This is a genomic window from Solirubrobacter pauli, assembly GCF_003633755.1.
GTDB lineage: Bacteria > Actinomycetota > Thermoleophilia > Solirubrobacterales > Solirubrobacteraceae > Solirubrobacter > Solirubrobacter pauli.
Genome location: NZ_RBIL01000001.1, coordinates 2,590,516 through 2,611,351, shown reverse-complemented (window position 1 = coordinate 2,611,351; position 20,836 = coordinate 2,590,516). Strand labels below are relative to the sequence as shown.

The 20,836-nt window shown below is 72.9% G+C and carries 16 protein-coding genes and 1 tRNA gene; 11 read left to right on the top strand and 6 right to left on the bottom strand.

Annotation, left to right across the window (positions count from 1 at the left end):
- Window positions 1-177: 177 nt before the first annotated feature.
- Window positions 178-1,218: a zinc-dependent metalloprotease gene (locus C8N24_RS12410; protein WP_121250332.1), complete on the bottom strand. Its 1,041-nt coding sequence runs from the start codon at window positions 1,216-1,218 to the stop codon at window positions 178-180.
- Window positions 1,219-1,240: 22 nt separating this feature from the next.
- Window positions 1,241-2,083 carry an inositol monophosphatase family protein gene (locus C8N24_RS12405; RefSeq protein ID WP_121250331.1) on the bottom strand — a complete coding sequence of 281 codons (843 nt, stop codon included), beginning with the start codon at window positions 2,081-2,083 and terminating at the stop codon, window positions 1,241-1,243.
- Window positions 2,084-2,102: 19 nt separating this feature from the next.
- Here C8N24_RS12405 and C8N24_RS12400 point away from each other — a divergent pair, with 19 nt between their 5' ends.
- Window positions 2,103-5,234 carry an ATP-dependent helicase gene (locus tag C8N24_RS12400; protein WP_170179041.1) on the top strand — a complete coding sequence of 1,044 codons (3,132 nt, stop codon included), beginning with the start codon at window positions 2,103-2,105 and terminating at the stop codon, window positions 5,232-5,234.
- Window positions 5,235-5,278: 44 nt separating this feature from the next.
- Here the strand turns inward: C8N24_RS12400 and C8N24_RS12395 are convergent, their stop codons facing one another.
- On the bottom strand, window positions 5,279-6,154 hold the full coding sequence (locus tag C8N24_RS12395; RefSeq protein WP_121250329.1) for a PAC2 family protein: 876 nt from the start codon (window positions 6,152-6,154) through the stop codon (window positions 5,279-5,281).
- A gap of 23 nt (window positions 6,155-6,177) precedes the next feature.
- On the opposite strand from C8N24_RS12395, the gene C8N24_RS12390 reads away from it, so the two are divergent.
- From C8N24_RS12390 to C8N24_RS12370, 6 genes are all read left to right on the top strand, one after another.
- Window positions 6,178-7,056: an HD domain-containing protein gene (locus C8N24_RS12390; RefSeq protein ID WP_245971839.1), complete on the top strand. Its 879-nt coding sequence runs from the start codon at window positions 6,178-6,180 to the stop codon at window positions 7,054-7,056.
- A gap of 105 nt (window positions 7,057-7,161) precedes the next feature.
- On the top strand, window positions 7,162-8,109 hold the full coding sequence (locus C8N24_RS12385) for an NAD-dependent epimerase/dehydratase family protein (protein WP_121250328.1): 948 nt from the start codon (window positions 7,162-7,164) through the stop codon (window positions 8,107-8,109).
- A 43-nt stretch (window positions 8,110-8,152) separates the two neighbouring features.
- Entirely contained in the window at window positions 8,153-9,250 is a 1,098-nt protein-coding gene (locus tag C8N24_RS12380) for an imelysin family protein (RefSeq protein ID WP_147447759.1), read from the top strand.
- Between the two features lie 4 nt (window positions 9,251-9,254).
- A complete protein-coding gene (locus C8N24_RS12375) occupies window positions 9,255-11,666 on the top strand; it encodes an FTR1 family protein (protein ID WP_121250326.1) in 2,412 nt (803 codons plus the stop codon).
- A gap of 707 nt (window positions 11,667-12,373) precedes the next feature.
- Window positions 12,374-12,465, top strand: a tRNA-Sec gene (locus tag C8N24_RS33915).
- A gap of 96 nt (window positions 12,466-12,561) precedes the next feature.
- Window positions 12,562-13,503, top strand: coding sequence for a sugar phosphate isomerase/epimerase family protein (locus C8N24_RS12370; protein ID WP_121250325.1), 942 nt, complete (start codon window positions 12,562-12,564; stop codon window positions 13,501-13,503).
- A gap of 28 nt (window positions 13,504-13,531) precedes the next feature.
- Here C8N24_RS12370 and C8N24_RS12365 read toward each other — a convergent pair whose 3' ends face one another.
- Window positions 13,532-13,927: an NUDIX domain-containing protein gene (locus C8N24_RS12365; protein ID WP_121250324.1), complete on the bottom strand. Its 396-nt coding sequence runs from the start codon at window positions 13,925-13,927 to the stop codon at window positions 13,532-13,534.
- A 32-nt stretch (window positions 13,928-13,959) separates the two neighbouring features.
- Here C8N24_RS12365 and C8N24_RS12360 point away from each other — a divergent pair, with 32 nt between their 5' ends.
- Window positions 13,960-14,340: a PPOX class F420-dependent oxidoreductase gene (locus C8N24_RS12360; protein WP_121250323.1), complete on the top strand. Its 381-nt coding sequence runs from the start codon at window positions 13,960-13,962 to the stop codon at window positions 14,338-14,340.
- A gap of 161 nt (window positions 14,341-14,501) precedes the next feature.
- On the top strand, window positions 14,502-14,828 hold the full coding sequence (locus C8N24_RS12355; protein WP_121250322.1) for a hypothetical protein: 327 nt from the start codon (window positions 14,502-14,504) through the stop codon (window positions 14,826-14,828).
- Here C8N24_RS12355 and C8N24_RS12350 read toward each other — a convergent pair.
- A complete protein-coding gene (locus C8N24_RS12350; RefSeq protein WP_121250321.1) occupies window positions 14,825-15,211 on the bottom strand; it encodes a hypothetical protein in 387 nt (128 codons plus the stop codon). The two genes, C8N24_RS12355 and C8N24_RS12350, sit on opposite strands and share 4 nt — an antisense overlap.
- Window positions 15,212-15,236: 25 nt before the next feature.
- Here C8N24_RS12350 and C8N24_RS12345 point away from each other — a divergent pair, with 25 nt between their 5' ends.
- Window positions 15,237-16,193 carry a DNA glycosylase AlkZ-like family protein gene (locus C8N24_RS12345; protein ID WP_121250320.1) on the top strand — a complete coding sequence of 319 codons (957 nt, stop codon included), beginning with the start codon at window positions 15,237-15,239 and terminating at the stop codon, window positions 16,191-16,193.
- 10 nt (window positions 16,194-16,203) lie between these two features.
- A complete protein-coding gene (locus C8N24_RS12340; protein ID WP_121250319.1) occupies window positions 16,204-19,692 on the top strand; it encodes a serine/threonine-protein kinase in 3,489 nt (1,162 codons plus the stop codon).
- Here C8N24_RS12340 and C8N24_RS35555 read toward each other — a convergent pair.
- Entirely contained in the window at window positions 19,667-20,821 is a 1,155-nt protein-coding gene (locus C8N24_RS35555; protein WP_342794567.1) for a CocE/NonD family hydrolase C-terminal non-catalytic domain-containing protein, read from the bottom strand. The genes C8N24_RS12340 and C8N24_RS35555 overlap by 26 nt on opposite strands.
- Window positions 20,822-20,836: the final 15 nt, after the last annotated feature.

The following is a 20,836-nucleotide window of genomic DNA, read 5'->3' as shown; positions in this document are numbered from 1 at the left end:
CGATCCCCTGTCCTTTCCTGCTCGGAGTCTTAAGACTATGTTCGCCTCGCTCGATGCGGCCGAACATATGTACGTAAACCGAAGCCCTGGACGGGTTACAACTTGTGCCTCAGTTTGTAGCACTAACTGGGATACCAGCCGTGAACGAGCGGTAAACCACCCAGAAGTTTGTGCGGATCAGAACGCTGGTTCGACGCGTTCGGTGCGCGCGAGCCACCCGGCCGGGTCGCTCAGCTCGGCCCACGTGGGCATGGTCTCGGGCGCCAGCCAGACCCGGTTGAGGCCGTCGATCCCGGCGCGGGCGACCACGCCGTCGCAGAACTGCTTGCCCAGCTCGTACTGCTTGAGCTTGAGGTCCATACCGATCAGCCGTTCCAGGATCTTCAGCAGGCCAGAGCGGTCCCGGCGCCGGCGCGACAGCGCGCTGCGGAGCGCCGGCAGGTCGTCCAGCACGTCCGCGCCGACCGCGTCCATCACGTGCTCGGCGTAGCCCTCGAGCACGGCCATGAACGCCTGCACGCGGTCCAGGGTCTCGCGCTTGTCGGCCCCGATCATCACGGTCGCGAGACCGTCCTCGCGGACCCGCTCGAGCATCGCGCGCAGATCTGTGAGGTCGGGCACACGCAGCATCGACGCCGGGTTTATCTGCAGCCCGCCGAGCAGCTCGCGGAGCATCCCGGCGAGGTGCTCGCGCAGCCAGGGCACGCCGCCGAACTGCAGCGCGTGCGTCATCTCGTGCAGCGCGACCCAGCGCAGGAGCTGGTCGGCGTCCGCCTCCAGCGACTCCGCCGCCTGGGCCAGGTTCGGCGTGACGAACAGCAGCCGCGCGGGCCGGTCCGGCTCCAGGACCGGGAACTCGTACTGGCCGAGCACGCGCCCGGCGAGGAAGCCGCTGATCGCGCCCGCCTCGATCGCCATCACGCCGCCGGCCACGACGCCCAGCGGGCCGAGCTTGCCGTTGAGCCGCTCGGTCGCGGGCGTGAGCACGGTCTGCAGCGAGGCGAGGTTCGCGTCGATCCAGCCCGGTCGCTCGACCGCCTCGGCGACGGGCACGGGCTGCGCCGCCACCAGCCCGGTGTACGCGGAGACGAGGCGCTCGGCCTCGACGGCCGGCGCGGCCAGCTGCTCGAACGGCTCCGGGTTGCCGCTGGGCTGCAGGTTGGCGACGCCGCGGGCCACGGTCCCGGCGAGCTTCCAGTCGATCACCTGGCCCAGCATGCCAGGGCGCCCTCAGAGGAGGCTAAGGCCAGGCGGGAACCCGGCGCACGCCCGCGAGACCGGTCTCGGTGCGCGCGGCGATCACCGGCGAGCGCGGCTCGAGGTCGAGCGGCGCGGCCAGCGGGTCGTCGTAGGCGATGAACTCGACGAGCCCGCCCGCCTCGCGGACGATCAGCTGCGCGGCGGCCGCGTCGACGGCACGGCAGCGCTTCAGCGACGCCATCGCGTCGAACCGGCCGGCCGCCACCTGGCACAGTGACACGGCGATCGCGCCGATCGCGCGCAGCCGGTGCGCGGTGTCGGCGAGCGCGTCCGCCGACTGCACGACCCAGCGCGGGTCGGCCGACTCGATGCCGAGCACCTCGAGCTTGCCGTCGCTCGTCCGGCGCTCGCCGATCGAGCAGTCGAGCTCGATCCCGTCGAGCGTCGCGCCCTCGCCGCGCGCCGCGACCCATTCCTCGTTGGGCCCGAAGTCCTGTACGAACCCGAACACCACGTCAGCCATGGTTGCGCCCTCGGCGACCGCGACGGACAGCGCGTGGTGGGGCAGGCCGCGCTTCGCGTTGACCGAGCCGTCGATCGGGTCGATCACCACGAGCACGTCGGAGGACCCGAAGTCGACGGTGCCGGCCTCCTCGCTGATGGCGGTGAAACGCGCGCCCGCGTCGTGCAGCTTCTTCAGCTCGGCGAAGACGAAGTCCTCGGCGGCCTGGTCGATCTCGAGGGTCTTGTCACCGCCCTCGCCGCGGGTGCCGGTCTCGATCACGCGCTCGGCGATCGTCGGGCGGTCGGAGAGCATCTCCCGGATCGCGTCGGCGGATCGCCGACACGCTCCAAGCCAGTCAGGGGCTGAGTCGGCGGCCATGCGGGCCTATCCTACGGCGGTGCCTGCCGTGCTCGAGCCGACCTCCGCCCAGCGCGAGGCCGTCGAGCATGCCGGCGGCCCGCTCCTCGTGCTCGGTGGCGCCGGCACGGGCAAGACGACCGCGCTCGTCGAGCGGTTCGTGCGCCTGGCCGCGCTGCGCCCGCCGGACGAGTTGCTCGCGCTCACCCTTGACGCCGACTCCCTGCGCGAGCGGATCGAGGAGCGGCTCACCGTCTCCTACGACGAGCTGTCGGTCACGACGTTCAGCGGCCTGTGCGCGCGGCTGCTGCGCGACGAGGCGCTGGAGGCGGGCGTGGACCCGTTCGCGACGCCCGTGGCCGCCGCCGACCGCCTCGCGATGCTCCTGGAGCACATCAACGCCCTTCCGCTGCGCCACCACGACCTGCGCGGGAACCCGTCGGCGACGCTCGGGGAGATCGTCCGCCGGATCGACCACCTCAAGGAGGAGCTGGTCTCGGCCGCGGACTACCGGGCCTGGGCGGCGCGCCTGCCCGAGGATCCGCTCGGCGCGCGCGAGCGCGAGTTCGCGGCGCTGTTCGCCGCCCACGACGCGCTGCTGAACGAGGCGGGAGCGCTCGACACCGGCGATCTCGTCCTGCACGCCTTCCGGCTGCTGCGTGAGAAGCCGCACGTCCGCACGCGGCTCGCCAAGCGCTACCGGCACGTGCTGGTCGACGAGCTGCAGGACGCGAGCTTCGCCCAGGGCCTGCTGCTGCGGCTGCTCGTCGCCGAGCACGGCGGGATCAGCGCGTTCGCCGACGACGACCAGGCGATCCACCGCTACCGCGGCGCGGCGACCAAGAACATCCGCGACTTCCGCGCCGAGTGGCCGCTGGCGACCGTCATCCGCCTGAACACGTCGCTGCGGTCCTCGCGCTCGGTCGTGCGCGCGGCGCAGGCCGTCGTGGAGCCGATCGAGGACCGCCTGGACAAGACGCTGGTCGCGGCCGACACCGCCGCCGAGGGTGAGGTCGCGTTCTGGCAATGCTCGTCCGAGCGGGCGCAGGCGCAGGCCGTCGCGGCCGAGGTGGAGCGCCTGATCGCCCGCGGCACGTGCGCCCCGGAGGACATCTGCGTGCTCGTGCGGTCCGTGCGGGCCGAGGGGCAGGCCGTGGCGGTCGCGTTCGAGGAGCGCGCCGTGCCGTACTACCTGTCCGGCGCCGCGGCGTTCTTCCAGCGCGCGGAGATCCGCGACCTGATCGCGTGGCTGCGGCTGCTCGTCGACCCGGGCGACGCCGGCGCCGTGGTGCGCGCGCTGGCACGCTCGCCGGTCGAGCTGCGCGCGGTCGACCTCGCCCGCGTGACGCAGATCGCGCGGCGGCGCAAGCTGGACATGGTCGCGGCGCTCAGCGCGGCCCTGGAGTCGCCGCAGATCCCGCCGGAGGCGCGCGACCGCATCCAGGTCTTCCTCAAGCTCTACCGCAGCGCGGCGGGCGCGATCGACACCACGCGTCCCGACCTGTACGTGCACCGGCTGGTGGAGCGGCTCGGCCTGCGCCGGCAATTGCTGTTCGCGGCGACGACCGAGGTGGTCGAGCGGCTGCGCAACCTCGCGCGCTTCGCGGAGATCGCGGCGGCGTACGTGCGCAGGGCGCCGCAGGCCACGGCGCGCGAGTTCGCGCGGTCGATCGCGGCCGTGGCGGACGCGGGGCTGCGCGAGGAGGAGGCGACGGGCGCGGAGTCGGCCCGCGGCGTGCGCGTGATGACGATGCACGACGCGAAGGGCCACGAGTTCGAGCACGTCTTCGTGCTGGGGCTGATGAGCGCGCGGATGCCCGGCCCGCGGCGCCAGACGCTCGAGCCGATCGCGGACGCGCTGCTCAAGGAGGCGCTCCCGCGCGCGTCGCGCGAGACGCACGCGGCGGGGATGCGGCGCCTGCTGCACGTGGCCATGACCCGCGCGCGCTCCCGGCTCGTGCTCGCCTATCCGGAAAAGACGGACAAGGGCGCGATCCAGCAGCCGTCGCCGTTCGCCGAGGAGGCGCGCGCGGCGGTCGGCGGCGAGTGGGAACCGCGCGAGGAGGAGCTGTTCGGGCCGGCGGAGACGCTGCAGTCGACGTTCCGGCTCCTGCGCGACGAGCTGCTGACGACGGTCGCGGAGGTCGGCGGGCGGCTCGGCGAGCTGCGCTTCGACACGGACCTCGACGTGTCGCACGCGGTCGTCCGCTACCTGGAGCTGCTGAAGCTGAGCGCGCTGCTGGAGCGCACGCGGTCCGGCGAGCTGTCGGTCGAGGAGGCGCTGCCGGACATCAACGCGCGCCTGCTGCAGGCGGCGACGAGCGAGCAGCGCGAGATCCTGCAGACGAGCGCGCTGGACGAGTACCTGCTGGACGCCGAGCGCGACGAGCAGGCCCGCGCGCGGGCCGTCGCCAAGCGCAACGAGCCGTCGCTGGAGCCGTTCCTGCCGCAGCGCGGCGACGGGCTGCTGCTCAGCGCCACGGACATCGAGACCTACCGCTCGTGCCCGCTCAAGTACAAGTTCGCGCGGGTCTTCCGGATCCCGAGCGAGCCGACGATGAACCAGCGCTTCGGCATCCTCGTCCACCAGGTGCTCGAGCGCTACCACGGCGCGGCCGACGCCGGGCTGCCGGAGCTGCTGGGCCTGCTGGAGGCCGGCTGGCGCCGCGGCGGCTTCGGGGATTCCGAGGAGGAGCGCCAGTTCCGCGCGAAGGCGACCTCCGCGCTGGTGCGCTACCACGATCGCTTCAAGGAGGAGGACGGCGAGCCGGTGTGGTTCGAGAAGTCCTTCCAGTTCCGGATGGGCCCGCACGTCTTGCGCGGGCGCGTGGACCGCGTGGACCGCAAGCCCGACGGCGGCTACGAGCTGATCGACTACAAGACCGGTCGCCCGAAGACGCCCGCGCAGCTGCGCGAGGACGTGCAGCTGTCGCTCTACGCGGTCGGCGCACGCGAGTCGTGGGAGCTCGACGCCGCCTCCCAGGCCTACTACTACGTGCTCGACGACGAGAAGGTGCCGGTCGAGCGCTCCGAGCAGGACCGCGACTGGATCACCGAGACGGTGATGACCGTCGCCGACGGCATCCAGTCGCAGGGCTTCGAGCCGACGCCGTCATGGTCGGCCTGCTCGATGTGCGACTACCGGATCGCGTGTCCTGCGGCCGAGCGTTGACCTAAGGTCGGATGATCGGGGTGGGGCGGAGGGGATGTCCCCCCTTAGTTTGGTTCGCTGCCGCGCTGCTTGAGGAAGCGCTGGAACTCGCGGGCGATCACGTCGCCGGACGGGAGGCTGCCCGGGTCCGGGCGGCCGGATTCCTCGTCGGCGGCACGCTCGAGGCGCTCGACGAAGGCCTGCACGTCGGGGTCCAGCTCGACCGCGCGGGAGACCTGCGTCTCGTACTCGGTGGCCGCGTCCTCGAGGTCGGTCGCGTCGACGGTCACGCCGACGAGCGACTCGAGGCGGCGCAGCAGCGCGAGCGCGCCCTTCGGGTTCGGCGCGACGGCGACGTAGTGCGGCACGGCGGCCCACAGCGAGGCGGCGGGCAGGCCGGCGTCCGTGAAGGCCTGGTGGAGCACGCCGACGATGCCGGTCGGGCCCTCGTAGGTCGGCGGCGTCAGCGCGAGCCGCTCGACCAGGCCCGGATCGGACGCGTGGGCCGTCACCGAGACGGGACGCGAGTGCGGCACGTCGGCCAGCAGCGCGCCCAGGAGGACGCCCATCTGGACGCCGAGCGCCTCGGCCAGGTCGACGACCACGCGGCTGAACGTGCGCCAGCGGAACGCCGGCTCGGGTCCGGACAGCAGCACGAGATCCCGCGGCGCGCGTGGGATCCGCACGGCGTGGAGCTCGTAGTCGGGCCAGTCGATCGCGCGCGACGAGCCGTCCACCAGCCGCACCGTCGGGCGCGTGTTCTGGAAGTCGACGAACTCCTCGGCGTCGATCCGCGCGAACGACTCCGCGCCGAGGCTCGAGGCCACGAAGGACAGGGCCGACGTGGCGGACTCGCCTGCGTCGTTCCAGCCCTTGAAGGCACACACGAGCGCGGGGGCCCGCAGGCCATCTGGACGGCGCTCCCAGCGCAGCGGCTGCATTCACTTCACGGTACCGCGTCAAGATGGAGCCGCTCGCGATGACCGCCCCGACCGACACCACGATCGCCTCGCTCCGCGCCGGAGACGCCGTCGACGCGGTCTTCGCCTGCTCGCGTAAGGACCGCCTGACCGCCCGTTCGGGCTCCCCCTACCTCGCGCTCGAGTTCCGCGACAAGACCGGCGCGATCCCCGGCCGCGCCTTCCGCGACGCCGACGTCCTCGCCGGCCGCTTCGAGAAGGGCGACCTCGTCCGCGTGGCCGGCCGCGTCGAGCGCTTCCGCGACGAGCTCCAGCTCGAGGTCCGCGCGATCATGAAGGTCGAGTCGTCGGACCCGGCCGCGTTCCTGCCCGTCGCCTACCGCGACCTCGACGAGCTCGACGGCTTCCTCGAGCACCTCGCGCGCGAGGTCCACGACCCAGCGTACCGCGGCTTCCTCGACGCCGTCCTGGGCGACGCGAACCTCCGCGTGCAGTGGCGCCGCGCACCGTGCACGCGGTCGGGGCACCACGCCTACCTCGGCGGGTTGCTCGAACACACGGTCGCGGTCGGGACGCTCGCCCTGGAGGCCTGCCAGCTCCACCCGCGCCTGAACTCCGACCTGCTGATCACCGCGGCCCTGGTCCACGACCTCGGCAAGACGCGCGAGTTCACCTACGGCGCCGAGATCGGCCTGAGCGACGAGGGCCGCCTGCTCGGGCACGTGGTCCTGGGCCAGCAGCTGCTGGCGGCCTATCCGCTGCCGGACGAGCGGCGGTTGCCGCTGCTGCACTGCGTGTTGACGCACCACGGGGCGGACACGGCGCCGGGGCGGCGCTTCGGGTCGGCGGAGGCGCTGGCCCTGTACCGGCTGAACGCGCTGGACGCGTCCGTGAAGGGCGCGCTCGAACACGGGTTGCCCTGAACGGCGACGGCACGCCCGCGGTCCCCCCGGGGTGGGTAGTCCGAGTTACGGAATCCGGAACGGAAACTACCCAGACGGTATTCGCGCAACTGATAGGTTGCGCATATGAAGCTGCTCGTACTCGGCGGGACCGTCTTCCTCGGCCGCCATGTGGTCGACGAGGCGCTCGCCCGCGGCCATGAAGTGACGACGTACTCGCGCGGGCTGCACGGCACGCCGCACGCGCACGCCGAGCACGTCAAGGGGGACCGCGCGGACGTCACGCCGCTCGAAGGCCGCGGCTGGGACGCCGCGATCGACACGTCCGGCTATGACGCGGACACGGTCGGCGCCAGCGCGGGGCTCGACCTCGGGCACTACGTGTTCGTGTCGAGCTGCAACGTGTATCCCGACTGGCCCGACCGGCCGGTCAGCGAGGACTCGCCGACGTGGCAGGAGGGCGAGGGGTACGGGCAGGGCAAGGCGGCGGCCGAGCGGGCGGCGCACGAAGCGATGGGCGGGCGGTTCGCGACGGTGCGGGCCGGGCTCATCGTCGGGCCGCACGACAACGTGTTCCGGCTGCCGTGGTGGGTGAGCCGGGTCATGCGGGGCGGGAGGGTGCCGGCCCCCGGGCGGCCGGAGAACGAGCTGCAGATCATCGATGCCCGGGATCTGGCGCGGTTCCTGGTCGACCTCGCGGAGCAGCGCACCGCGGGCGCGTTCAACGGAACGGGCCCGATCGGGCAGACGACCTGGGGCGAGCTGCTCGGCGCCGCCGGCGACGAGGCGGAGCTCGTCTGGATCCCCGACGAGCGGCTCGAGCAGGCCGAGGTCCAGGAGTGGGTCGAGCTGCCGATGTGGCTGCCGGCGGCGAGATATGCGGGAACCTGGCGCATCGACACCACGCGTGCGCAGGCGGCGGGGCTGACCACGCGGCCGGTCGCGGAAACCGTGCGGGACGTGCGGATCTGGCTGGAGAACGGCGGCGCGGAGGAGCTGCACGACTGGCGGTCAGAACACCGTCCGCAGCCGATGAGCGCGGAACGCGAGGCTGCGCTATTCCGACTCATCTGATAGGTATTCGGGTCCCCTAACTCCCGAATGCCCCCGAGGGTCCATGTCGCGCTCCATCCTTGCTGTGGTCGCCTGCCTTGCCGTGTTCGCCAGCGCGTGCGGCAGCGACGATGAACCGAACGCCTCCACCGAGTCGACGCCGTCCGCGACGCAGAGCGCGCAGACGGCGGACCTCGACGCGATCAAGACGTACCTGCTCGACCACACCCAGCGGCTCGTCACGTCGACCGAGCAGCTGCAGGCGGACGCGCAGGCCTACTACGACCTCGCCAAGGCGGAGGACTTCGACTACGGCAAGCTGCTCGACGGCAAGCGCGAGGACGTGCAGGCCGCCGTCAAGAAGATCCAGGACGACCACATCGAGGCCAACCCGGCCTACGAGGAGATGGAGGGCGTCGTCGCGGGCGTGCCCGAGCTCGCCGACTACGACGTGATCATCGACGCCGGCAGCGACGGGTCCGACCCCGAGAGCGCGGTCCCGTTCAGCTTCAAGACCGAGGACGGGCGCGAGTTCAAGCAGCCCGGCAACTTCTTCGCGCTGGTGGAGACGTCCGCGTTCGGCACCGAGCCCAAGTTCCAGGCCAAGGGCGCGGAGGCCGACCTCGACGGCGACGGCAAGGTCGCGTTCCCCGAGGCGCTGCCCGACGCGCAGTTCCTGCAGGCCGCGACGACCGAGTTCGTCAAGTACGCGAAGGAGCTCGACGAGGCCGCCAAGGCCTGGCAGCCCAAGCCCGAGGACGCCTTCACGGCCGTGGTCGTGATGACCCCGACGATGTCGGAGTACTTCGACGCCTGGAAGAACTCGCGCTTCATCGCCGGCAGCAAGGCCGAGGAGAAGGGCTTCGTCGCCACCTCGCGCCTGTCGGACATCCGCGACATCCTCGGCGGCATCGTCCTGATCTACGACAACCTCAAGCCGAGCATCGAGGGCGTCGACGCCGAGGGCTCCGCCCAGACCGCGCAGCAGCTCGAGGAGCTGCACGCGTTCGCCGAGCGGCTCCTGACCGAGGAGGAGGGCGGCAAGACGTTCACCGCCGAGGAGGCCGACACGCTCGGCTCGGAGGCCCAGCGCCGGGCCGAGGCGATCGCCGGGCAGGTCTCTCAGCAGGCCGGCAAGCTCAACCTCCAGCTGGAGAGCTAGGCCGATGCGCTTCGCGCTGGCCCTCCTGGCAGCGCTCTTGATCGCTCCGGCCGCCGCGCAGGCGGCCGAGCCGTGGGAGACCGCAGGCCAGATCATCGACGGGCTGTTCGACGCCCAGACCGAGCTCGTCCTCTCGGACGCCGACACCGCCGAGAAGGACGTCGCCCGCGCCCGCGAGGCGTACGACGGCGACTTCGCCCGCACGCTCGAAGCCGCCGACGCCAACGCCGACGAGCTGATCACGCGCGGCCTGAGCGACGCGGCCGCCGCCGTCAAGGCCGATGACGGCACCGCGCTCGCCGCCGCCCGCGGCAGCGTCCGCGCCAACCTGTTCCGCGGCGCCTACGCGGTCACGACCGAGGCCGCCGGCCGCGGCGACGCCACCACCGCCCGCCGCTGGCTGCTGCTGCGCGAGTACCGCACCGCCACCCGCTTCACGCGCCCCGGCGCGGCCGCGACGCTCGCGCTCGACCAGCTCGCCCGCCGCACGACGAGCCCCCAGGCCGCACGCCAGGCCCTCACCAAGGACCTGCTGGACGCCTACCAGGCGCGCCTGCGGGAGCTGCTGGCGGACGTCCGTCGCGGCGTCGAGCAGAACCTGCCGGCCCGCCAGGCCGAGGCGTCCGCCCAGGCCCGCGGCTACTTCGCGATCCTCGCCACCCGCTACACGCAGGACCGCGGCACGGCGGCGACCGAGCGCGCCGTGGAGGCGTTCGCCAACCTGCCGGAGACGATCGGCGCCGCCGAGGCCGCGCTCACCGGCTTCACCGCCGCGCCCTTCACGCCGGAGGAGGCGGCCCGCCGCGCCCAGCAGCTGCTGCAGTTCCTCGAGCTGGTCCCGGTCGAGTACGGCCGCGGCGTCAAGGACACGCAGGTCACGCGCGACTTCGAGATCCAGGAGGCCGTGGCCTTCCGCACCGGCGCGGTCGGCGCGTTCGCGGACCTGCGCGATCAGCTCGCCAAGCGCGATCCGGCGCGCACGCAAGCCGCCGCCGCCGCGATCGACGAGCTCGGGAAGCTGGTCGAGCACGCCAACCAGGCCAAGCAGGGCGTCGCCACGCACGCGCAGGTCGAGCAGGTCGAGGCCAAGGCCGAGACGGCGCTCAAAGCGGCCATGCCCAAGGCGTGGACGGAAGAGACCGACGAGTCCGACTACGACTTGATCAACCTGACGCTGGACCGGATGGAAGCCGCCGTCGGCGCCGGGCAGTACCGCCAGGCCGAGCAGGCGCGGCTCGAGGCCTACGCGTTCTTCGAGTTCGGCCCCGAGCGCCGGCTGCGCTCGTTCGACCCCGGCCTCGCGCTGGACATCGAGGGCCTGATCTGGTTCGGCGCCGCCGGCCAGGACGGCCTCGCGACGCAGATCGCCAACCGCGCGGGCCGCCGCCAGATCCGCGAGACGCGGCTCGTGCTGGACACCAAGCTCGGCGACGCCGCCGCCACCCTCGGCGACTCCGCCAACAAGGCGACCGTCGTCACCAACAGCGCGATCATCGTCTTCCGCGAGGGCCTCGAAGGCGTCCTCATCCTCGCCGCGATCACGGCGAGCATGGTCGGGATGCGCCGCCGGCTGCGGCGGCCCGTGTTCATCGGCGCGCTCGCCGGCCTCGTCGTCTCGATGATCACCTGGGTGCTCGCCCAGACGATCCTCAAGTCGCTGGAGCGCTACGGCGAGAAGCTCGAGGCGGTGGTCGGCCTGATCGCCATCGGCGTGCTGCTGCTGATCACGAACTGGTTCTTCCACAAGGTCTACTGGTCCGAGTGGATCGCCAAGTTCCACCGCCAGCGCAAGCGCTACGAGAAGCTCGAGCGCAAGGGGTTCATCTCCGCGCAGGCGATCGGCCTGTTCGTGCTCGGGCTGACCAGCGTCTACCGCGAGGGCTTCGAGACGGTGCTGTTCCTCCAGTCGCTGCAGCTGAGCGCCGGCACCGCGACCGTGCTGGAGGGCGCCGGCCTCGGCCTCGCGCTCACGTTCGCCGTCGGCGCCGTCACGTTCTTCCTCCAGCGCAAGCTGCCCTACAAGAAGATGCTGATCGTCACCGGCGTCTTCATCGGCTTCGTGCTCGTCGTGATGGTCGGCCAGACCGTCCGCACGATGCAGGGCACGGGCTGGCTGCCGATCACGCCGATCGACGTCAGCCTGCCGTACTGGCCGGGGCTGTGGCTCGGCATCTACCCGACGGTGGAGACGATCGGCGCGCAGCTCGCGGCCGCCGCGTTCGTGATCGGCTCCTACTTCCTGGCGCAGGAGCTGAAGGTCAAGCGCCCGCGCCGGCGCTCACGCAAGAACGTGAGCGCGGCGGCCGGCGCGGAGCGGACGCCGGTAACGACGAACGGGCAGGCGCTCGTGCGCAGCGATGCGCAGGCCGAGCCCGTGCCGGGCGGCGACGCGGGCAACCAGCTCCGCGTCGAGTGACCCGTGGCGCTCGAGCACGAGCGCCCCTGAGTCGAATCCGATGATCGAGGTCGAGCAGGGCCGGTGGTGCGGATAGCGCCGCCGGTTCGCTCGCTCGTGGCGGTGGCCGATGAAGACGACGTCGTCGCGGTGGCCGAACTCCTTGCGGATCTCGGCGATCGCGTAGTGCGTGTTGTCCTTGTTCGCGTTCGCCGACGTGATGTACAGGTGCTCCTCGCCGATCAGGTCGAGGATGTTGCCGACCAGCCCGTTGGACGGGCAGGCGTCGCCGGGCGTGATCAGCTGGACGGTGCCGTCGACGGTCAGGTGGGACGGGACGTGCGCGGCGGCCGGGCCGCGGAACCCGATCGGGCCGAGCGCGTTCAGGTCGGCCATCGTGGCCACCAGCGCGCTCCAGGGGAGCCGGACGGCGTCCCAGTCGAAGACGCGGTTGCCGAGCTCCGGCGTGGTCGTGACCGACCCGACCTGGTCGCGCGGGCGGCCCTTGAGCGCGTTCATCGCGTGCAGCGTCTCCAGGTCGGGCTTCGCGGCGAGCGCGCAGAAGTTCCCGAAGGCGTAGAAGAGCGCGGCGCCGTCCGCGACGGCCTCCGCCGCCTCCCGTCGGTGGGCGAGGTCCGCGATGTCGAGGATCGGCTGCATGGGGAAGGTCTCCCACAGGCAGCTTGGGGCTTCCTTGCCCGCGGCTTGGCGTCGTTAGGCTGCTCCGCGGAGTGGCCGGGGCTGGTGCCCCAGCGAGTCTTCAAAACTCGTCAGCCGTCGTAACCCGGCGGTGGGTCGGTTCGATTCCGGCGCCGCTCCGTTCGATTCGTGACGCCGACGTTCTGCGCGGCGCTCAGCGGAAAGCCACCTTGTTAGGTTGCCTGCGTCCACTACTTCTAACGGGAGAGAGAAGAACATGGATGACGTCAACCGACGGCGGTTCTTGGGAACCGCGATCGGCACGGGCGCGGCGGCTGCGGCCGCCGGGGCATGGTCACCCGTAGCGCGGGCGCAGGGCGGCGGCGGGGGTCGCGGCAGCGTTCCCAACAACCGGATCGGCATCCAGCTGTATTCGTTGCGGCGGTTGCTGCCCGAAGGTGACCGGGCGGCGGTCCGGCGGATGTTCAACTGGCTCGGCCGGGCCGGCTACACCGAGGTCGAGATGGCCGGCTACTACGGCTTCAACGCGCGGCAGATCCGCAACTGGCTCGACGACGCCGGGCTCCGCGCGGTGTCCGGGCACGACGCGCTGAACGTCGACGCGGCCAACGGGCAGTGGGAGAGCGCGTACGCGAAGGCGCTGGAGGACGCGAACACGCTCGGGCAGAAGTTCACCGGGTTCGCCTGGCATCCGGGACCGCACACGGTGGACCGGTACAAGTACCTGGCGGAGCGCTTCAACCGCGCCGGCGCGATGGCGGCGGCGGCCGGGTTGCAGTTCTTCTACCACAACCACGACTTCGAGTTCGCGAACAAGCAGCCGGACGGCACGCCGCTCTACGACATCCTGCTCAACGAGACCGACGCGAACCTCGTCAAGTTCGAGCTGGACCTGTACTGGATCATCGTCGGCGGCGAGAACCCGCTCGAGTACCTGGGCCGCGACCCGGCTCGCTATCCGCTCTACCACGTGAAGGACAAGACGTGGAAGGACCGGCCGGACGAGCAGGACTGGGAGGACGTCGGGCCCGGCTCGATCGACTTCCCGGACATCTTCGCCGCGGGGCAGGGCCGCCGGGTCGACAAGCACTACATCGTCGAGCACGACAACCCGCCGCTCTCGCATCCGGGCGACCCGGAGGCGGAGTACAAGACGGCGCAGGCCGGCCTCAGCTACCTGCGCAACGTGCGCTGGTAGATGACGCGCAGGGAGCGGGGGCCGTCGGTCAGGCGCCCGCTGACCGCAGCTGCGCGAGGAGCGCGGCGGTGAGCGCGAACAGCGGCTCGTGCGGCCCCGCCGGGTCGATCCACTCGAAGGCGCCGAACTTGTCCGGCTCGCGCACGTGCGGCTGCACCGGCTGCTGAGGCTCGGCCAGGACGCCCGCGACGAGCCAGCCGTCGACGAGGATGGCCGCGAACGTGCGCAGGGTCGTCGGATCCAGCTCGATGCCGGTCTCCTCGGCAAGCTCGCGCGCCGCGCAGGCCTCGATCGTCTCCTCGCCTTCGAGCTTGCCGCCCGGGATCGCGAGCGGCTGGCCGGGCTCTGCGAGCCGTCGGCCGACGAGGATCAGCCCGTCCGGGTCCCGGACGACGATCCCGACTCCGGCACGGGTGCTGGTCATGCCCGCCAGTAAAGCCGCTAGCGTCGCCGCGCGTGACCAGCCTTCGTGACCTCGCCGACGAGTCGTTCGTCTCCCTGACCACGTTCCGCCGCTCCGGCGAGGGCGTTCCGACCACCGTGTGGGTGACGGCCGACCCCGACGGCGACGGCCTCGTCGTGATGACGATCGACGGCAGCGGCAAGGTCAAGCGCGTCCGCGGGAACCCGCGCGTCACGCTGCGGCCGTGCGGGCGCCTCGGCAAGGTCGACGACGACGCGCCCACGGTCGAGGCGACCGCGCGCGTCGGCGCGTTCACCGACCGGATCGAGCAGGCCTTCAAGGACGCCTACGGCGCGGAGTACCACGTGATCCGCGGCGTGGAGCGCCTGACGAGCGACAAGCAGCGCGTCGCGCTGCACCTGACCGCCGCTTAACGAGTTGAGCCGCCCGGCGGGGGGCGGCTCGTCGATCCAGTCATCGGCAGGTCAGCCACGGACCTTGAGCCCTTCGCCACGAGTTGGCGCGTCGGCGCTCACTTACGAAGTTCCCAGGGTTCTCATACCTGACCCTGACGCGCGGCCGGAAGGCTGGAGCCATGCTCACCGCCACCGCCACCGCCACCGCCCCGCGCTCCCTCCGCCCGCCGGCTCAGCTCGCCGGCCGCCTGTTCGCCGGCAACGCGTCCGACGACGGCACGTGGACGCTCCACGTGCTCTCCGACAGCGGCAGCGCGACGCTGCTCGTCACCCGTTCCCGCCGCGCGCTCGCCGAGGCGATGCTGCGCGACGCGTTCCCGGGTCATCTGGTCCGCGCCGACCTGGTGGACGCGCTGACCGCCGAGTGGGAGCCGCCGGACGGAGGCTTCGTCCTCCCGGCGGACCTCGTCGCCGGCTGGGCGCTCCGCTGGGCGCTGGACCATTAGCCGTCGCACTGGGACAAGCCCAGCTCGCCGGCCAGCTCGGCGGCGCGGTCGAAGCGGACCAGCACCCGCTCGCGCGCCGCGCGGCTGTCGGCGTCGGCGGCGTAGCGACGCCACGCCTCGACCACCTCGGCGTTCGCGCGCACCCAGCGTGCGTGCGCGGCGCGGTCCTTCTCGGGCGGCTCGAGCGCCTTCAGCCGGGCGAGCTCCTGCTCATAGAGCTTGGTCGAGGCGTCCAGCAGCTCGTCGGTCGGCAGCGCGCCCAGCGCCTCCTGGCCGGCCGCGCGGTCACGGCAGGCGGTGTTCGCCTCGCGGACGAACGCCTCGCGATCCGGACCGCCGCATCCGACCACGATCAGCCCGAGGACAAGCGCGCACCACCGCATCGAGGGTGTGGTACCCGTTCAGGCCATGCTGGACGTGCTGAGAAGCTGGGCCGTGCAGGACTCGCCGCCCGGCGCGGCGATCGCGGCGCTCGTCGCCCGCACGGCGGTCGAGGTCGGCGCGCTCGACCGGGCGCTGTACGAGGACCGGACGGTCGTCGCGCTCTACAACGCGCGCTCGGCGACGGCGATCGTGCCCGCGGACGAGGTCGCCGCCTACGCGACCGCGCAGCTGCCGTCCGCCGAGGACCAGCTCAGCCACCTGCTCAAGAACGCCGCTCCCGAGGGCGACCACGGCGCCGCCTTCGACCTCGCCACGGACGCGATCAGCGACGCGCTGGACGGGCGCGCGCTCAGCCGCGACGACTTGCACGAGGAGCTCCGGCAGCGGCTGCCCGAGTCCCTGCTGCCGTGGTGCGCGGGCTGCAAGAGCCACCACGCCCGCCGCGGGCTGCTGGTCATCGCCGGGCTGCGGGGACGGCTCTGCATCTCCGGTCGGGTGGGTCGCCAGCCCGAGTTCGCGCGCACGGACCAGCTGGTCGGCTGGGACGCGCCCGCACCCGACGACGCCGGGGAGCAGCTCGTGGCCCGCTACCGCGGCCACTACGGACCATCCGACGCGACCGCGTTCGCCGAGTGGTCCGGCCTCGCGCGCTCCCACGCGCAGCGGCTGTGGGCGCTCAGCCACGTCGAAGGCCGGCTGGAGCAGCTCGACGGCGTCCGCCTGCTCGCCCCGGGCGACCCGCAGCTCCAGCGCCGCGACCGCGAGGCGTTCATCCCCGATCCCGCCTGGCGCAAGCGGGTCTGGACCGCGGCCGGCGGCGCCGGCGTGGTCACCCGCGACGGCACGCCCGTCGCGCTGTGGCGCGCCCGCAAGCAGGGCAAGACGCTCGAGGTCACCCTCGAGGGCGCGGACGTCGACGTGACCGCGCCGGCCGAGCGCCTCGCACCGCATCGCGGTTGCACGTCCGTGCGCCTGCTTTAGGCTCGCGCTCGTGGCTGAGCTGACCCCCGGGACCGAGTTCGCCGACCACGTCATCCGCGGCGTGCTCGGCCGCGGCGGCATGGGCGTCGTCTACCGCGCGACGCACGTCCCGCTCGACCGCGAGGTGGCGCTGAAGGTGATCGCGCCCGGCTTCTCGGACGACGACGAGTTCCGGCGGCGGTTCCGGCGCGAGTTCCGCGCCACCGCGTCGATCCAGCACCCGAACGTGATCCCGATCTTCCACGCCGGCGAGGAGGACGGCCTGCTGTACGTGACGATGCGGTTCGTCGACGGCACGGACCTCGCACGGCTGCTGCGGGAGGAGAAGCGGCTCGAGCCGGCCCGGGCGGCCCGGTTGATCGCGCAGGTCGCGGACGCGCTCGACGCGGCGCACCAGGCCGGGATCGTCCACCGCGACGTCAAGCCCGCCAACGTCCTGATCGACGGCGAGACGGCCGTGCTGACCGACTTCGGGCTGATGAAGGACACGCGCTCGACCACGCAGCTCACCCACGCCGGGACGGTGATCGGCACGTTCGACTACGCCGCGCCGGAGCAGCTGCAGGACGGGGACGTGGACGCGCGCGCCGACGTCTACGCGCTCGGCGGCGTGCTCTACCAGGCGCTCACCGGCAAGGTGCCGTACCCGCGCGAGACCGCCGCGGCGACGATGCTCGCGCACCTCGACTCGCCGCCGCCGTCCGTGCTGTCGATCCTGCCGGACGCGAGCGAGCGGCTCGGCGAGGTCGTGCGGCGCGCGATGGCGAAGGACCCCGCGGCCCGCTACCCGTCGGCGGGCGACCTCGGCCGGGCGGTGCTCGCCGCGGTCGAGGACGCGCCGGCCACGGCGCCGGAGCGCAGCGTCGCGACCGGCCCGGCCGCGGGCGTGCGGTCGGCGCCGCTCCCGCTGCCGCCGACGCTCGCGCCGGAGACGAGCCGCGGAGCGTTCGCGGGACGCGCCGAGCCGCTGCGCGCCCTCGAGGCCCGGTACGCCACCGCCGGGGCCGGCCAGCGCCAGCTCGTGCTGATCGCGGGTGAGCCGGGCATCGGCAAGACCCGCCTCGCCACGGAGTTCGCGCGCCGCGCGCACGACGACGGCGCGACCGTCCTCTACGGCCGCTCGGACGCCGAATCGCTGATCCCCTACCAGCCGTTCGTGCTCGCGCTCTCGCACTACGTCGCGCACACGACGGTGCCCGCGAGCCGTGAGCTCGACGAGGTCGCGCGGCTCGTGCCCGGGCTCGGCATCCCGCCGGAGGCGTCCCCGGAGGACGCCGAGCTGCGGCGCTGGCGGCTGTTCGAAGGCGTCGCACGGCTGCTGGCGGGCGCGGCGGCGGAGCGGCCGCTCGTGCTGATCGTCGACGACCTGCAGTGGGCGGACACCGGCACGCTGCAGCTCCTCGGCCACGTGCTGCAGGACGCGGCGCGGGCGCGGCTGCTGGTCGTCGGGACCGCGCGCGCCGCCGACCTCGGCGAGCTGGTCGGACGCCTGCGCCGGCTGCCGTCGTTCGAGCAGCTCACGCTGGACGGCCTGACCGCCGACGAGACCCGCGCGCTGATCGGCGACCAGGCGAGCTCCGGGTTCGTGCGGCGTCTGACCGAGGAGACCCAGGGCAACCCGTTCTTCATCGAGGAGACGCTGCGCTCGCTGCCGGAGCTGGAAGAGCGGGCGCTGAGCCGGATCGCGGTGCCCGAGGGCGTGAAGGAGATGCTCACGCGGCGCCTCGCCCAGCTCAGCCCGCTGACGAACCAGGTGCTGGCCGTGGCCTCCGTGGCCGGCCGCCAGTTCGACCTGCCGCTGCTGGAGTCGTTGCTTCCGGGCGAGGACGTGCTCGGCGCGCTCGAGGAGGCCGTCGCGGCCGGGCTGATCCGCGAGGCCGACGAGATCGACCGCTTCACGTACGCCCACGCGCTGGTGCGCGAGACGCTCTACGAGACGCAGTCGGCATCCCGCCGCGCCCGCCTGCACCTGCGGATCGGCGAGGCGCTGGAGGGCCACGCGACGCCCGCCGAGCTCGCCTACCACTTCGCCGAAGGGCGCTCGGAGCGGGCCGTGGGCTACGCGCTCGCGGCCGGTGACGCCGCCTTCGGCGCGTTCGCCTACGACGAGGCGGCTGAGCACTACCGGCGCGCGGGCGACGACCTGCCGACGCTGCTCAAGCGCGGCGCGGCCGAGCTGCGCGCCGGTGACCCCGCCGCCCGGGCCACGTTCACCGCCGCGGCGGACGCGGCCCGCACCGCCGGGGACCGGGACGCCCTCGCCCAGGCCGCGCTCGGCGTGTCCGGCCGCCACGCCGAGGCGGGCGTGGTCGACGAGGAGGGCATCGCGCTGCTGGAGGAGGCGCTGCGCGGCTTCGACGAGGACCACCTGAGCGCGATCCGGCTGCGTGCCCGGCTCGTCGACCGCCTGCAGTTCGCCGGCCGCCCGGACGAGCGGGCGCGGCTGAGCGAGGAGGCGCTCGCGATGGCCGAGCGGCTCGGCGACCCGCGCGGGCGCGTGGCCGCGCTCGAGTCGCGCCACGGCGTGCTCATGCACATCGACCACGTCGACGCGCGCCTGCGGCTGAGCGAGGAGCTGCTGCTGCTCGCCAAGCGCCTCGGCGAGCCCGAGCTGGAGGCGCTCGCGCAACACTGGAGCATCTACGACCTGCTCGAGGCCGCGCGCGTGGACGAGGCGCGCCACGCGCACCGGCGGCTCGCCGTGCTCGCCGCCGAGCTGCGCCAGCCGCTCTACAGCCACTTCTCCGTCGGCTGGGAGGTCGTCTGGGCGCAGATGGCGGGCCGCGTCGAGGACGCCGAGCGGCTCGCGCGCGAGAGCTTCGAGCTCGGCCGCCGCGCCCAGGCCCGCGACGCCACGACCATCCTCGCCGCCCAGACGCTGATCCTGCGCCGGCGCGAGGACGCGCTGCAGGACTTCGTCGGCGCGATCGAGCACCACATCGCGCAGAACCCGGCGCTGGTCGCCTGGCGCTCGATCCTCCCGATGGCGCACCTGCTGGGCGGGAACACGGCCGCGGGCGTCGCCGCCTTCCGCGCGCTCGCCCCGGACGACTTCGCCGCGATCCCGCGCGACATGTTCTGGTTCACGGCGATCGCGCTGCTCGGCGAGACGTGCGCGCTGATCGGCGACGCCGAGCAGGCGGCCGTCCTCTATCGCCTGCTGCAGCCGCACAGCGAGCGGATGGTCCAGGTCACGCAGGCCGCGAACCTCGGCTCCACGCACCGCTTCCTCGCGCTGCTCAGCGCGGCCGGTGGCGACCTCGGTGCGGCCGAGCACCACTTCGAGACGGCCTTGGCAGTCAACCGCCCGTTGCGACCGGTCGTCGCGCTGATGCGCCGCGAGTACGCGGAGATGCTGCTCGCACGTGACCAGGACGACGACCGCACGCGCGCCGAGGCCCTCCTGCGCCAGACGCTTCGCGAGGCGCAGGAGGGCGGCATGTCCCAGCTGATCAGCCGCGTCGAGTCACGGCTCAGGGACTTGTCGTCGACAGCGTGAAGGTGAGCGTCTTCGCGTAGGCGCCGGTGCGGAGCGGCTCCTGCTCGCCGATCGCCTGCTTGAACGTGATCGGCACCTGCTCGTTGGACACGGGCGCGCTCCACGTCTTGACGACGCCGAGCCCCTGGAGCGGCTGGGCGAGCTTGAACGCACCGTTGACCAGGTATCCCGGGTCGGCGCCGGTGTCGGCGACCGACAGCGTCGCGTCGCCGGCCGTGGAGATCACCGTGGCGTCGGTCGAGGCCGTGTAGTCCTGCCCGCGGCCGGGCGTGAACGTGCCGAACGAGGCGGGCGCGCCGAGCGTGAGCGACAGCGTCGCCGGCACCGTCCCGCCGACCGTGCCCTCGTCTCCGCCGGTGGCGTTGAGGAACGTCTTCGAGCCGCCGACGACCGGCAGCGACAACGACGTGCCGGCCAGGTCGACGGTGACCGCGGTGCCCGGCTGCGGCCGCAGCGTGAACAGGCGGTCGCTGGAGAACACCATCAGCGCGAGCTGCTGGCCGGCCAGCACGACCTTGTCCGTCGGCTGCAGGTCGAACGCGACGTCGACGAGCTCGCCGGGCACGAGCGGGGCACCGCCGGACACCGCGCCGCGGTTCTGCGGGTCGGCCCAGCCGCGCGTGATCACGTGCGAGGTGTTGATCGTCGTCGAGGTGCAGGTCACCGACGGCGTGAACGGCAGCGCCACCAGCCACACGGACAGGTTCGCGGCCGCCTTGCTCGCCGCCATCCGGACCTTGATCCTCGGCGTGCCCGAGAGGTGCAGCGGCGCCGTGAGCACGTTGGTCGCGTACAGGAGCCGCTGGGGACCGCCGTTGACGAAGCTGCCCGGCTGGCAGGACACGTCGTCGACGACCGTCTCGCGCGCGGCGCCCGCCGCCGCGACCGTGCTCAGCGCGCCCGTCGTGTTCCCGCCGGCCTGCGGGCGCAGCTCGACCGCCCTGGCGGCCGGGTTCGGGTAGTCGCCGTACGGCGTCGGGTTCGCGGTCGAGCAGACGATGCTCACGACGGCACCGGCCGGAACCGTCCCGGGGACGGCGGAGTCGAGCACGACCGTGGTCGCGTTGGGGATGGCGAGGATCGCGCGCGTCACGGTCGTCGTGCCCGCCTGCGGGATCGTGAGCGTCATGCCGACCTGGAGCTG